The organism is Amycolatopsis sp. NPDC051128, from assembly GCF_040682715.1.
Taxonomy (GTDB): Bacteria; Actinomycetota; Actinomycetes; order Mycobacteriales; family Pseudonocardiaceae; genus Amycolatopsis.
Genome location: NZ_JBFBBN010000028.1, coordinates 18,519 through 31,305, shown reverse-complemented (window position 1 = coordinate 31,305; position 12,787 = coordinate 18,519). Strand labels below are relative to the sequence as shown.

The window sequence follows — 12,787 nt, the reverse complement described above, 5'->3', positions numbered from 1 at the left end:
GGGATGGGGCTGTTCTCCCGCCGCCGTGAGGACACGACGGCGGGGTACGAGGACAACGCGGCGCTTCGCGGGTTCGGCGGTTACGAGCCCGCGGACGCGCCGCGCTCCGAGCCGCAGCGGATCCGCCCGGCCGCGAAGAAGCCGAAGTGGCGGCGCTCGTCGCGGGCCCCGTGGGTCGGGCTCGCCCTCATCGCGCTGATCGCCGGCGTGCTGAACGCGCTGGGCGTCGGCAAGCCGCACCGCGCCTCGTCGTCGACGACGCCGCCGCTCTCGCCGGTGGTGGTGACGCCGTCTCCCCGGGTGGCGGCGCCCGCCGCCGTCGCGGGCTGGCAGCCGGTCGTGGGCAACGACGGTTCCTACGCCTACGACGTCCCGCCGAACTGGGAACCCGCGCCGGGCACATTGCACGGCTGGGGAAAGACCGGTGCGATCCCCGGGATCACGCTGATCACCAGCGCGTTCCTGGGCAGGCACTTCTGCGGCGACAGCGACCTCGGCGGCGCGGGCGTCACGACCGAACCGGTGGCCGACCTCGACGCGGCGGCACGCAAGGCGGCGACCGACGTCGGGGTGAGCGCGTTCAGCCCGGACAACGGGCCGCTCGCCCAGGTGACTCCGGACGCGGGCACGGACGCGCAGCTCACGAAGGCCGACGGCACGAAGGCGCCGGCCCGGATCGTGGTCGCGGAAGTGGTTCCGACGAAGACGGACGGGTGCGCGGCGAAGCACGCGCTGGTGGCGGTGATGGCGTTCGCGGGCGACCCGGGTGCGTCGGGCGTGGTGGTGGCGTACGCGGACAGCGACCGGTCCGGGCCTTCGGTGCGGGAGGACCTGGTGCGGATCCTGCGGAGCTACCGGTTCGTCCCGGCGGGGGACCGGAGCACGACCACACCACCGCCGACCACCTATCGCTAGCGCTGCGATCGGGTCCGTGGCGGCGCCATCAGTGTCCGGCTGGGCTTCATGCGCCCCAATGTGGCGTTCGGTGCGTCCAGCGCACCCAATGTGGCGTTCGGTGCGTTGGACGCAACCAACGCCACATTGGGGCGCTTGAGCCGGGGGCACCGCTGACGGAGTGATGCCGAAGCCGCGGATCACCTACCGCGTGGCGCCGGAATTCGGCAGGCTGTGCCTCCATGAGCGGTGATGCGGACAGACGGCTCGGGCGGATCCGGGCCGGAGCGTTCGGGGTGCTGGCCGTCGCGGGGTTTCTCCTCCTCTTCGGACCGTTGCTGGCGAAAGCGTGGATCTGGCTTGTCGAGCCGCGGGACCCGGACTGGTGGGGCGCCTCCGGGCAGTGGGTGGGGGGCATCGGCACGATCGGCGCGGTCGTGGTGGCGCTGTGGATCGCCATCCGGGACAACCGCCGGGTGGAGGAGGACCGTCGCCGCCAGGCCCAGCGGGAACGCCAGGAGCAGGCCGCGAAGGTCACCGCGTGGATCGAACGCGCCGAACCCGGCACCGTGCTCGAAGACGGGAGCCCGGTCGACGGCTACATGATCGTGTCCAACGCGAACGCCGAGGCGATCAACCACGTCGTCGTTTCGTTCGACCTCGTGCGGCACCTGCCGATGACCGGGTCCACGCTGCACCGCGGGCCGGACGTGGAGGACGACGAGTACCTCTACGCCATCCTCCCGCCCGGGAAGTGGCGGATGCCGATCCGCGAAGGATGGCGGCGCCCGGACATGACTCCGGGCGTGATGCTCGCTTTCACCGACTCACGGAACGGCCACTGGCTCCGGCTGACCGACGGCAGGCTGATCGAGAAGGACCGGAACGTCGTCAGCAGGCGGAGAATCCACTTCCCGCAGCGGATCAGCGTGCCCGAGAGCTACTGACCAGCTTCGCCAGCTCGCGCAGCCGGACGTCGGGGAGGTAGGCGCGGCTCAGCGCGAGCCCGATCCGCGGGAGGTCGGCTTCGTCGCGGTAGGCCAGGTACAGCGGGACGTGCCGGGGCTGGAACTTCGCCTTGAACGCGTGCAGCGAACGGAAACCGTAGTATGGCTCCATGACGCGCCCCAGCGACTCCAGCACCCGGTCCACCGCGCGGCCCGGGCCGCCGTCGTCGCTCCGGGCCAGCGGCGCGCCCGACAGGGAGACGAACCGGGCGCCTTCCTCACGGAACGCCAGGCAGGCCGACGCGATCAGGAACTCCATCACCGGGCGGAAACCGTGGGCGCTGCGGCGCATGACGTCCAGTGTCCAGCCGCCGACCTTGCCCGCGCCCGTGTACACCGGCAACCACGACGTAACGCCGTGGACCGTGCCCTCCGCGTCGACCGCCAGGCCGACCCGCGTCGCCGGGTCCATCGCCTCGTCGAGGCCGCCGAGGGTGAAGCCCATCTCCGGCATGGCCTTGTCGGCCATCCACTCCTCCGACAGCGCCCGGACCTGGGCGAGGATGGGTTCCGGCTGATCGGCCAGGCGGACCAGCCGGAAGCCGATCTCCTGCTTGGCGGCCTTGTTCAGCGCCGACCGGACGTCCTGCCACACCTTGCCACGGAACTCGAGGCCGTCCAGGTCGAGCACGTTGTCCTCGGCCACCTGGACGTGCTGCCAGCCTTGCTCGCGCGTCGCCGCGACGGTCGCTTCCGTCGCCGAGAACACGCACGGCACCAGGCCGGAGTTCTCGCACATCGCGGTGAATTCGGTGACCGTGGCCGCCGTGGTGCCGTCCGGGGCGATCGGGTCGCCGAGCGCGACCGCCACCCCGGCGTGCCGGCGGTAGGCGAGGTACGAACGGCCGTCCTCGCGGACGAAGTAGGTGTTGCGCGGCCACGTCGTCATCCACGACAGCGTGCTGCCGCCGTGCCGCCCGAGCAGCGTGCGGGCCAGCGCCGCCCCCGGACCCTGCGCGTGGCGCCGCAGCCGGCGTCGCGAAGGCACGCGGAAGGCGTGCCGCGCGGCGACCAGCACGATCAGCTCGACCGTCCACAGGAGATTGTCCACGAAGAACAGCGGCAGGCCCGCGACGTCGTAGTCGCCGCCGAAGACGTCGGCCAGCCCGAGGAGCGTGGCGGTGACGAGTCCTTGCAGCGTCACGAAAGCCGCCATGGCGACGGCCCAGCGCCACGCGACGCGGCTGCCCTTGCGGAGCCCGTTGAGCATCGGCACCACCAGCAGGACCAGGATCGCCAGCTCGAGTCCCGACAGCGAAACCCCTTCGTCCGAACCGAACGGGCCGTCGCCGGGCACCAGGAACATGACGACCTCGGCGATGGTGAGCAGCAGCAGGCCGGCTACGGTCAGCAGCCGCCACTCCCGCACGTTCGGCCCGGCGTCGGCGACCCGCCGCGCGCCGACGAGCCGTTTCCCGACCGGGATCGCCAGCAGCAGCGCGAAGAAGTGCACGAGGTCGGCCAGCGTGCCGACGTAGACGATGGCGACCCCGGCGTACACGCAGAGCCCGGCCCGCAGGCGCAGCGCCCACGGCGGCCGCAGCGTCGCGCTGGCGACCGCGACCGCGGCGAGCGCGCCGCCGGAGAACCCGACGTCGAGACTGCCCGCGACCCGTTCCGCCCACAGCCAGCCGGAGTTGCGGCACAGCGCGAGGAACTGGGTCGCGACGAGCACCGACGCGAACTGGCCGCCGATGGTCACGGCCATCGCGCGCCGCGTCCCCAGCTGCCACTCGGCGAAGCCGGCGAAGAGCGCGAAGCTGCCGACCATCGGCAGGTAGTACCAGGGGATGACGGCGAAGAACGGTCCGGTGAGCATGGTCCACCACCGGCCGTCCTCCAGCGACGGCAGCCCGTAGGCGACGAACGGGAAGGCGGCGCGGTCTTCGGCGGCGTTCCAGAGCGCCCCGGTCGCGACGGCGAGCACGAGCATGGCGAGCGTGACACTGCTGGTGAAGGGCAGCCGCTCTCTGAGCACCGTGACCGTGGCCCGGATGCGTCCCCCTGCGGCGGGCTCGACCGCCGACGCTGCTTCAGTCATGCCCAAAAGCATGGCGGGGTCCCGCCGTGGTGGCCATCGGGCTAAGGGACGAGATTTCCCTTAGGGGTATCCTCCCTTCGGTTGAGGGGTGTCCCCTCCCCGGGACGACGTGGGACACTCAGCCGAGGACCACGCGCCGGACGGCGTCGGTGTCGGCCAGGTCCGGCAGCACGGTGTGCGCGCCCGCCGCCCGGAGTTCTTCGGCGGTGAAGCGGCCGGTCGCGACCGCGATCGCCACCGCGCCGTGGTCCAGCGCGGCCCGGACGTCGTTCGGAGTGTCGCCGATGACGACGACCGCGTCGTTGTCGAACCGCGTGCCGTGCTTGGCCGCGGCCAGTGCCACCGCGTGCGGCACCAGGTCCGGGCGGTGTACCGAAAGCGTGCCGTAGCCGCCGATCTCCAGGTCGAGGTGCTCGAGCAGGCCGAACGCGGCGAGCTTGTGCCGCGAGATCTCCGGCAGGTTTCCGGTGACGAGCGTCTGGACGACTCCGCCGTGCCCGGCGAACGCGGTCAGCGCCTCGATCGCGCCCGGCAGCGCGCGGGCTTCGGCCGCGAAGCGGTGCATCGCGCGTTCCGACTCCGCCACCAGTGCCTTGAACAGCGCCTGGATCGTCTCCTCGTCGGCGTCGAAGCCGTTCGCGGTGAGCAGTTCGGTCGTCGTCGCGAGCTCGGTGCGGCCGCCGAACACCGGGTACACGCGCAGGTTCGCCCCGGTCGCGGCGGTGAACGCGGTCGCGTACCAGGCCGCGCCCAGCTCGGCGAAGTCCACGAGCGTGTGGTCGATGTCCCAGAGCACCAGCCGCGTTCTTCGTCACGAGCACGAGGTTACCGGCGGAATTATTCAACACGCGTTGACTTCTGGGAAGCCGGGTCGTACCTTGACGTAATTCAACAAGCGAAGAATAACTGGAGGCTGTCATGACCAGTCCTGTCCGGCGCCCCGCCGGGGTGATCGCCCTGGTCGCCGCCGTGGCCGGCGCGCTGGTGGCGGTGGTGCTGGGATTCCTTACCTTCGGCGCCCAGGCCACTGTCGCGCCGGACCACGTCCCGGTCGCCGTCGCCGCGCCACCGGACATCGCTCAGCGCATCGCCGGACACGGTGGCGGCCAGCTCGACTGGACGGTCGCCACCCCGGCCGACGCGCGGAAGCTGCTGGAAGACAAGAAGGTCTACGGCGTGCTCGAACTCGCGCCGGGACCGGTCGCGACCGTGGTGACATCCGGGGCGGTCAACCCGGCCGGCACCCAGATCGCGCAGCAGGCGCTGACGGGCGCCGCGAGCGCACTCGCCGGCCCGCCGAAACAGGAGGTGCTGCACCCGGTGACCGTCGCCGGCCGGACCGCGCCACTGGCCGCGAGCGCGCTGGCCTGGATCGGCGCGCTCGTCGCCGGTCTCGCGCTGACGCAGCTGGCCAAGCGCACCGGCCGCACGGTCGGCGCCGGGGCGCGGTTTCTGCAGGTCGCCGGGGCCGGCGTGCTGGTCACGGCGGTGGTGGCCGGGTTCTTCGCGCTGTGGGACTCGTCGTTGCCCCTGAACGCGGACGTCCTCGGCTTCGTGTTCCTCGCCGCGACAGCCTTCGCGGCGCTGCAGGCGGGGTTGCTGCGCCTGCTCGGCCTGCGCGCGATGGCCGTCCTCGGCCCGCTGTACCTGGTCGCGCCCGCGGTCGCCGGGCAGGTGCCAGAGCTGCTGAACCCGGCCTACCGCGCGCTGCTGTGGTCGTGGACGCCGTTCCGCTTCTCCGCCGAAGGCCTGCGCAGCCTGCTCCAAGGCGCGCCCGGCGCACCCGACGTCACGACCGGGCTCTGGGTCCTCGGCGCCCTGCTGGCCGCGGGCCTGCTGGTGACGCTGTGGCCGGGGCGGTCAGCCCGTCAGGAAGCTGAACCGCACCTTGCGGACCGGGTTGTCGAGGTTGGTGTCCACTAGGCAGACCGACTGCCAGGTGCCCAGCGCGAGCACGCCGCCGAGCACCGGGATCGTCGCGTAGGGCGGCACCAGCGCCGGGAGCACGTGGTCACGGCCGTGCCCCGGGCTCCCGTGCCGGTGCCGCCAGCGGCCGTCGCGGGGGAGCAGCTGGTCGAGCGCGGCCAGCAGGTCGTCGTCGCTGCCCGCGCCGGTCTCGAGGATCGCCAGCCCGGCGGTGGCGTGCGGGACCCAGACGTGCAGCAGCCCGTCGGCCGCGTCGGCGTCGCGCAGGAAGGCCTCGGCTTCGTGGGTGAGGTCGTGGACGACGGCTTCGGAGCCGGTGCGGACCTCGATCTCGGTGGAGTACATGCGCCCCAGCCTAGGGAGCGACAGGCACCTTCGCGGGTTGCCGGGTCAGCGTGCCGAGGCGGGTGAACGCGAAGACGGCCAACCCCGCGAGCAGCACCGCGCCCGCGGCGTACGGGACCGTGGGGGCGATCTCGTACAGGCCGGTCCCCAGCAGCGGGCCGCCCATGAACGCGAGGGCGCTGCTCGACCCCATCAGCCCGGCGACGGCGCCCTGCTCGTCTCGCGTCGCCAGGAGGGTCGGCGCGGACATGAACCCTGGCGTGGCGAAGCCCATCCCGGCGCCGAGCGTGGCCACCGCGGCGCCGAGCAGCGGCCCGGTCGAGGCGACGGTCACCGCGAGCATGCCGCCGGTCATGACGACCGCGCCCACCCGGACGAGCCGCAGTGGCGTCCAGCCGAGCCGCGGGACGGCCACCACCTGGACGAGGATGATCGTTCCCGCGCCGGCCAGCATGACGAGGCTCGTCGTCGGGCCGGTCTCCGTCGCGGCGAGGTTCAGCCTGTCCTGCACCAGGAAGCCGATCGTCATGAGGACGATCGCGAGCGCGAGGTACAGGCCGAAGCCGATGGTCAGGAACGGCCACAGGCGCCGGTCGAACGGGCTGACCTTCACCGTGGCGGGAGGCGCCTGGCGCTTCGGCGGTTTCGGCAGCGCGAGCGCGATCACGACGGTGATCACGGCCAGGAGCACCGGCGCCGCGTAGACCGGGACGAGCAGGTCGCCGGTCAGGCTCAGGACGCCGCCGAGCGCCGGGCCGACGGCCAGCGCGAGCCCCTGGGCCGCACCGAACATCGACATCCCGCGCACGCGTTCGGCCGGGCCCGAAGTCATGTCGGCGATGTAGGACTGCGCGGTCACCGGCGTCGCCGCCCAGGACAGGCCGAACACCAGGCCGCGGGTGAGCAGGACCGCCGCGAACAGCACGGGTACGGCGAGGGACCCGCCGAGCCCGGCCTGGGCGACGAAGGCGAACCCGAGCAGGCCGGCCATGGCGCCGGCCAGCGAGATCAGCAGAACCGGCCGGTGCCCCCAGCGCGTGGTCCGGCGGCCCCAGAACGGGCTGGCCAGCACGACGCCCGCGCCGCCGACCGCCCAGACGGCACCCAGCGCGAACTCGCTGAACCCGAACTCGCGGGCGAGCGGCGGGAGGATCGGGTTGAGCAGCTGCTGGCCGGCCATCAGGCCGAAGACCGCGAGGCACACCACCAGGGTCGGCCGTCTTTCCGTGGTCATGAGCGTTCCCCAGTTCTGTCCGTCGAGTTTTCGAACATGTTCCGAAAGTAGCACCGGCGCGCGGCGCGTGTCGAACGCGTGGCGGGCATGATGGGGGAATGCCACGACCCGCCGGGCCGTCCGGCCGCATCGGACGGCCGCCCTCGACGTCCCGTCCGCAGATCCTCGAAGCGGCGCGGGCCATCCTCGACCGCGACGGCTGGGAGAAGCTGACGGTCCGCCGGCTGGCCGCGGAGCTCGGCGTCGGCGCGACGACGCTGTACCACCACGTCCGCGACAAGGACGACCTGCTGGTCCAGCTGCTCGAGTACTACGCCGAACGGCTGCCCCGGCCGGAGCTGCCGGCGGACCCGCGGGAGCGGATCGTCGCCGCGGCCACCGTCATGCACGACTCGCTGGCCGCCTGGCCGCAGGCGGTCGAAGTCCTGACGGCCGACGACCTCCTCGGCGAGTCGGCGCTGTGGATGGTGGAGGCCGTCGTCGGCGGCGCGATCGCCTGCGGCCGCACCCCCGACCAGGCCGTCGAGCTGTACCGGAACGTCTGGTACTACACGGTGGGCGAAATCCTGGTCCGGGCCCGCGCCGGGCGACGCGCGGCGGAGGACCGCCCCCGCTACCGCGACACGGTCTTCGAAGGCTTGGACGCGTCCCGGTTCCCCAGCCTGGCCGCGATCGGCGACCGCTGGCCGGAGCTGACCGCCCGCGACACCTACGTCCGGGGGCTACGCGCCTTCGTCGACGGGCTGCTCGCTCAGGAATCGAGGTAGCGCAGCACGGCGAGCACCCGGCGGTTGTCCCCTTCGGACGGTGGCAGGCCGAGCTTGCCGAAGATCGACGTCACGTACTTCTCCACGGAACCGGCCGAGAGGAACAGTTTCGCCGCGATCGCGGAGTTCGACCGGCCTTCCGCCATCAGGCCCAGCACCTCGCGTTCCCGCGGTGTGAGCCCGCCGAGCGCGTCGGTCTGGCGCGTCGCCGAGAAGAGCTGGCTGACGACTTCGGGGTCGAGCACCGTTTCGCCGTCCGCGACCCGGCGCAGCGCGTCGAGGAAGTCCGACACCTCGGCGACGCGGTCCTTCAGCAGGTAGCCGACGCCGCCCGCGCGGTCGGCCAGCAGCTGGGCCGCGTACTTCGTCTCGACGTATTGGGAGAACAGCAGGATCGCGCACCCCGGCAGCTCGGCGCGCAGCGCGATCGCCGCTCGCAGGCCTTCGTCGGTGTGCGTCGGCGGCATCCGGATGTCCACTATGGACACGTCCGGGGTGTGGCTCCCGACGGCGGCTCGCAGCGCGTCGGCGTCCTTCACCGCGGCGACGACCTCGTGGCCGCGGAAGGTCAAGAGCTCGACGAGACCCTGGCGCAGGATGGTCGAGTCCTCCGCGATGACGATCCGCATGCCGCGAACCCTAGCGGGGCAGCGGCACCCGCGCGGTCACTTCGGTCGGACCACCCGGCGGGCTCGTGACGGTCAGCTCACCGTCGACCGTCCGCAGCCGTTCGGCGACCCCGGCCAGCCCGCCGCCCGGCACGATCCGGGCACCGCCCGGGCCGCGGTCGCGCACTCGCAGCCGCAAGACTTCGTGGTCATCGGTCACTTCGACCGACGTCGCCGCGCGTCCGTGCTTGGCGGCGTTCGTGAGCAGCTCGGCGGCGCTGAAGTAGAGGATCGTCTCCAGCGACGGCGGCGGGCGGCGCGGCAGGTCCACGGTGACCCGCGCGTCGATCCCGGACGTCGCGACGAGCGTGGAGAGGGCGACGTCGAGGCCCGCGTCCAGGGCCGCCGGGTGGATGCCGCGGGCGAGGTCCCGCAGTTCGGTCAGCGCCTGTTTCGCGTTGGTGTGAGCGGCGGTGACCAGCTGCTTCACCTGGACCAGGTCGAGGTCGTCGGCGTTCAGCTCGTCCTTGGCCAGGCCCAGTTTCATCGCCAGCGCGACGAGCTGGGCCTGGGCGCCGTCGTGGAGGTCGCGCTCGATGCGCCGCAGCCGCAGGGCGGCGTCCTCGACCGCCGTCGCGCGGCTCGCTTCCAGGTCGCGGACCCGCTCGGACAGCACGCGCTCGCCGAGCAGCCCGACGACGAGCAGCCGGTCGAGCGCGACGAAGGCGTGGGTCACCCACGGCAGCCCCACGAGCACCAGCAACCCCGACGCGGACCAGGCCAGCGCACCCGCCCAGTTGCCGGTGTGGATTTCGAAAACCGGCAGCTGCTGTTCGCCCATCGGGAACCAGAAGAAGGCGAAGGGGGTGGCGGCGAGGCCGTAGAGCGTCGCGACGGTGATCGCGAACAGCCCGGCGATGGTGAGCGGAAGCCGCAGCAGCAGGTAGCCGGCCACGCGCCAGCCCGCCGGATCGCCGACGCGGGCCTTGACCCAGCTCCACAGCCCGGGCTTCAGTTCGGGACGGCGCGGCGCGGGCACGCTCACCCCGAGCAGGGCCCTGGCGAGGCGACGGTGGGCGGCGCCGAGACCGCGGACGTAGAGGATCGCGCCGGCGAGCACCAGGAACCCGAGCAGCACCGGCGTCAGCCACAGACCGGCCGCGAGCAACACGAGGAAGCTGAGCAGGGAGAAGACGGTGAGCGGGCCGGAGAGCCACAACCAGGCGTACTCGGCCCAGAAGTCCCGTGCGGCGAGAGGGCCGAACACGCGGCGCAGCAGGTGGGGGCGAGGCAGGTCAAGGCTGGTCACGGTGCCAGTCTCACCCGGTTCGGCGAAGGTGCCCATCCGGTTTTCCCCCGGGACGACCCCGGGAAAGTGCCCGGACGGCTGGGCGGGGCCCGGCAAGTCTTGCCGAGTGGTGAGGCCGCCCGCGGGGGCGCCCCCCGTTTTCCACGCTACCGCGGGGCACCGACATTTCCGGCGCCGAAAGTCGTGAAGGCCACCTCGAAGGGGCTCAAGGTGGCCTTCACGGACTTGGGCTCAGGGAGTGTCCGGGTCGTCCTCCCGGGCCTTCTGCGCGGCTTCGCGCATCTCGATGACGTCGGTGAGCCAGTCACCGGTTTCGCGGGCGATGTCGCGGATCGCCCCGGTGATGATGCTCGCGATGTTGCCGACGTGCGTCGCGGCCGATTCGGTGATCACCTGCAGGGTGTCCTTCTCCCGTTCGAACTGACCCACCATGTCACCCTCACGCTGCTCGGAGCTGCCGGTCGGGTTCCACCGTAACCGGCGACGGCCCGGTCCGCGGCAGCGCGAGCTTGACGATCTTCTTCGCCACCGACCAAAGCTGCTTGTGCAGCGGCCCGGTGTGGTACGGCAGGCCGTACTTCTCGCAGATCGCGCGCACCTCGCCGGCGATTTCCGGGTACCGGCGCGCCGGGATGTCCGGGAACAGGTGGTGCTCGATCTGGTGCGAGAGGTTGCCGCTCATGATGTGGAACAGCGGGCCGCCGGAGATGTTCGCCGAGCCGAGGATCTGCCGGAGGTACCACTGGCCGCGTGTCTCCGAAGCCGTCTCCTCTTCGGTGAAGCTCTCGACGTCGGCGGGGAAGTGGCCGCAGAAGATGATCGAGAACGACCACAGGTTGCGGACCAGGTTCGCGGTCGCGTTGCCGGCGAAGGTCAGCGGCGCCAGCGGGCCGGTCAGCAGCGGGAACAGCACGTAGTCCTTGCCGACCTGCTGGGACGCCTTCTTCACCATCTTGCGGACGACGTCGGTGGTGTCCGACCACTTCCGCTCGCCCTTGAGGATCCGGTCGAATTCGAGGTCGTGCAGCATCACGCCCCACTGGAACATGAACGCCAGCGCCAGCGCGTACACCGGGTTGCCCAGGTAGTACGGGTGCCACTTCTGGGCCGGGTCCAGACGCAGGACGCCGTAACCGATGTCGCGGTCCTTGTCGAGGATGTTGGTGTAGGTGTGGTGCAGGTAGTTGTGGGAATGCCGCCAGTTCTCCGCCGGCGCGACGTTGTCCCACTCGAACCGCTGCGAACTCAGCGCCGGGTCGCGCGTCCAGTCGTACTGGCCGTGCATGACGTTGTGGCCGATCTCCATGTTGTCGAGGATCTTGGCGACCGACAGCGCGCCGACGCCGGCGAGCCACGCGGGCGGGAAGAACCCGGCGAACAGCAGCGCCCGCCCGGCGACCTCCAGGCCGCGCTGCTTCTTGATGATGTCGTGGATGTAGTCGACGTCTTCCTGGCCAAGGTCGTCGACGATCCGCTGGCGCAGCGCGTCGAGCTCCTGGCCGAACTCCTCGACCTGGTCCGGGGTGAGGCGGTCCTGCAGGCCCGTCATGGTGAACTCCTTAAGCGTCGATCTCGACGTCCCCGACCGGGACGGAGATGCAGAGCTGGATTTCTTCGTCTTCTTCGCCGGAGATCTCGCCCGTCTTGGCGTTGCGGACGCGCCCGGCGGTCTTGAGCTGGGTGCAGGAGAAGCAGATGCCCATCCGGCAGCCGTGCTCCGGCGAGAGCCCGGCTTCCTCGGCCTGCTCCAGCAACGGCTTCCCGGAGTTGGCGCACTCGCGCCCGCTGCGCTTGAAGCGCACCTGGCCTTCGGCGTTCTCCGTGTCGAAGGTCAACGCCGGCGGCGTGAACTCTTCGGTGTGCACCCGTTCACCCAACTGCTCGCGCACGGAGTCCATCAGCGGCTTCGGGCCGCAGACGAACGTCTCCGCGTCGCGGTACCACGGCGCGACCCGCTCCAGGTGCTCCGGCGAGAAGAAACCGCGTAGATCGCCACCCTTCGAATGGGTGTAGGCGTGCACCACCCGCAGCCCGGGGTGCCGGGCGGCGAGCTCGGCCAGTTCGGTGCGGTAGAGCGCGTCGGCCGGGCCGTTCGAGTAGTGCAGGAACACCATCTCGCCGGGGTGGCCCTCGGCGACCAGGGTGCGCGCCATGGCGAGCACCGGGGTGACCCCGCTGCCGCCGCTGATCAGCAGCACGCGGTCCGGCCGGGTGGCGGGCAGCGTGAACGTACCGTCCGGAGTGGACAGACCGACCAGCGACCCGGCGCGGATCGCGCGGTTCAGGTGCCCGGAGACCAGGCCCTGCTCCTTGACCGTGAACTCCAGTTCGCCGTCGTACTGCGAACCGCACGGCGAGTAGCAGCGCGTCCGCCGGACACCGTCGATCTCCACCTGCAGGCGGACGTACTGGCCGGCGGTGAAGCCGGGCCACGCGCGGCTGGGCTTCACGGTGAGGGTGACGCTGTCCGGCGTCTGCTTGCGCACCACCGTGACCAGCCCGCGGATCTCGCGGCGGACCAGCATCGGGTCGACGAGCTCCAGGTAGCGGTCCATCCCGTGCGGTGTCAGCAGTGCCTCGGCCAGCGAGGCGAGGCCGCGCACCCGCCGGGGGATGAGCGCCGTCATCGGTCCTCCTCGGTTACAGTGAACGACCG

The 12,787-nt window shown here is 71.7% G+C and carries 13 protein-coding genes; 4 read left to right on the top strand and 9 right to left on the bottom strand.

Features of this window, described 5'->3' with window-relative positions:
* Positions 1 to 3: 3 nt before the first annotated feature.
* Positions 4 to 915, top strand: coding sequence for a hypothetical protein (locus AB0M82_RS26185; RefSeq protein WP_364726899.1), 912 nt, complete (start codon positions 4 to 6; stop codon positions 913 to 915).
* A 221-nt stretch (positions 916 to 1,136) separates the two neighbouring features.
* Complete coding sequence (locus AB0M82_RS26180; RefSeq protein WP_364726896.1) at positions 1,137 to 1,841, top strand: hypothetical protein; 705 nt, start codon at positions 1,137 to 1,139, stop codon at positions 1,839 to 1,841.
* Here AB0M82_RS26180 and AB0M82_RS26175 read toward each other — a convergent pair.
* Positions 1,819 to 3,942 (bottom strand): DUF2156 domain-containing protein, encoded by a 2,124-nt coding sequence (locus tag AB0M82_RS26175; RefSeq protein ID WP_364726893.1) that lies wholly within the window; start codon positions 3,940 to 3,942, stop codon positions 1,819 to 1,821. The genes AB0M82_RS26180 and AB0M82_RS26175 overlap by 23 nt on opposite strands.
* 118 nt (positions 3,943 to 4,060) lie before the next feature.
* Positions 4,061 to 4,738 (bottom strand): haloacid dehalogenase-like hydrolase, encoded by a 678-nt coding sequence (locus tag AB0M82_RS26170; protein ID WP_364726890.1) that lies wholly within the window; start codon positions 4,736 to 4,738, stop codon positions 4,061 to 4,063.
* Positions 4,739 to 4,860: 122 nt separating this feature from the next.
* Here AB0M82_RS26170 and AB0M82_RS26165 point away from each other — a divergent pair, with 122 nt between their 5' ends.
* A complete protein-coding gene (locus tag AB0M82_RS26165) occupies positions 4,861 to 5,865 on the top strand; it encodes an ABC transporter permease (protein ID WP_364726887.1) in 1,005 nt (334 codons plus the stop codon).
* Here the strand turns inward: AB0M82_RS26165 and AB0M82_RS26160 are convergent.
* Both AB0M82_RS26160 and AB0M82_RS26155 read right to left on the bottom strand, forming a co-directional pair.
* Positions 5,803 to 6,213: a secondary thiamine-phosphate synthase enzyme YjbQ gene (locus AB0M82_RS26160; RefSeq protein WP_364726885.1), complete on the bottom strand. Its 411-nt coding sequence runs from the start codon at positions 6,211 to 6,213 to the stop codon at positions 5,803 to 5,805. The genes AB0M82_RS26165 and AB0M82_RS26160 overlap by 63 nt on opposite strands.
* Before the next feature lie 10 nt (positions 6,214 to 6,223).
* A complete protein-coding gene (locus tag AB0M82_RS26155; RefSeq protein WP_364726882.1) occupies positions 6,224 to 7,447 on the bottom strand; it encodes an MFS transporter in 1,224 nt (407 codons plus the stop codon).
* Between the two features lie 98 nt (positions 7,448 to 7,545).
* Here AB0M82_RS26155 and AB0M82_RS26150 point away from each other — a divergent pair, with 98 nt between their 5' ends.
* Complete coding sequence (locus AB0M82_RS26150; RefSeq protein ID WP_364726879.1) at positions 7,546 to 8,214, top strand: TetR/AcrR family transcriptional regulator; 669 nt, start codon at positions 7,546 to 7,548, stop codon at positions 8,212 to 8,214.
* Here the strand turns inward: AB0M82_RS26150 and AB0M82_RS26145 are convergent.
* The 5 genes from AB0M82_RS26145 to AB0M82_RS26125 all read right to left on the bottom strand — a co-directional run bounded on the left by AB0M82_RS26145 (position 8,199) and on the right by AB0M82_RS26125 (position 12,758).
* The gene (locus AB0M82_RS26145) at positions 8,199 to 8,843 is read right to left on the bottom strand and encodes a response regulator transcription factor (RefSeq protein ID WP_364726876.1); all 645 of its coding nucleotides are present in this window, start codon (positions 8,841 to 8,843) and stop codon (positions 8,199 to 8,201) included. The two genes, AB0M82_RS26150 and AB0M82_RS26145, sit on opposite strands and share 16 nt — an antisense overlap.
* A 10-nt stretch (positions 8,844 to 8,853) precedes the next feature.
* Positions 8,854 to 10,167: a sensor domain-containing protein gene (locus AB0M82_RS26140; RefSeq protein ID WP_364726873.1), complete on the bottom strand. Its 1,314-nt coding sequence runs from the start codon at positions 10,165 to 10,167 to the stop codon at positions 8,854 to 8,856.
* 195 nt (positions 10,168 to 10,362) lie between these two features.
* Positions 10,363 to 10,563, bottom strand: coding sequence for a hypothetical protein (locus tag AB0M82_RS26135; protein ID WP_086680004.1), 201 nt, complete (start codon positions 10,561 to 10,563; stop codon positions 10,363 to 10,365).
* A gap of 7 nt (positions 10,564 to 10,570) precedes the next feature.
* Complete coding sequence (locus AB0M82_RS26130) at positions 10,571 to 11,680, bottom strand: acyl-CoA desaturase (protein ID WP_364726871.1); 1,110 nt, start codon at positions 11,678 to 11,680, stop codon at positions 10,571 to 10,573.
* Positions 11,681 to 11,690: 10 nt separating this feature from the next.
* Positions 11,691 to 12,758 (bottom strand): FAD-binding oxidoreductase, encoded by a 1,068-nt coding sequence (locus AB0M82_RS26125; RefSeq protein ID WP_364726868.1) that lies wholly within the window; start codon positions 12,756 to 12,758, stop codon positions 11,691 to 11,693.
* Between the last annotated feature and the right edge of the window lie 29 nt (positions 12,759 to 12,787).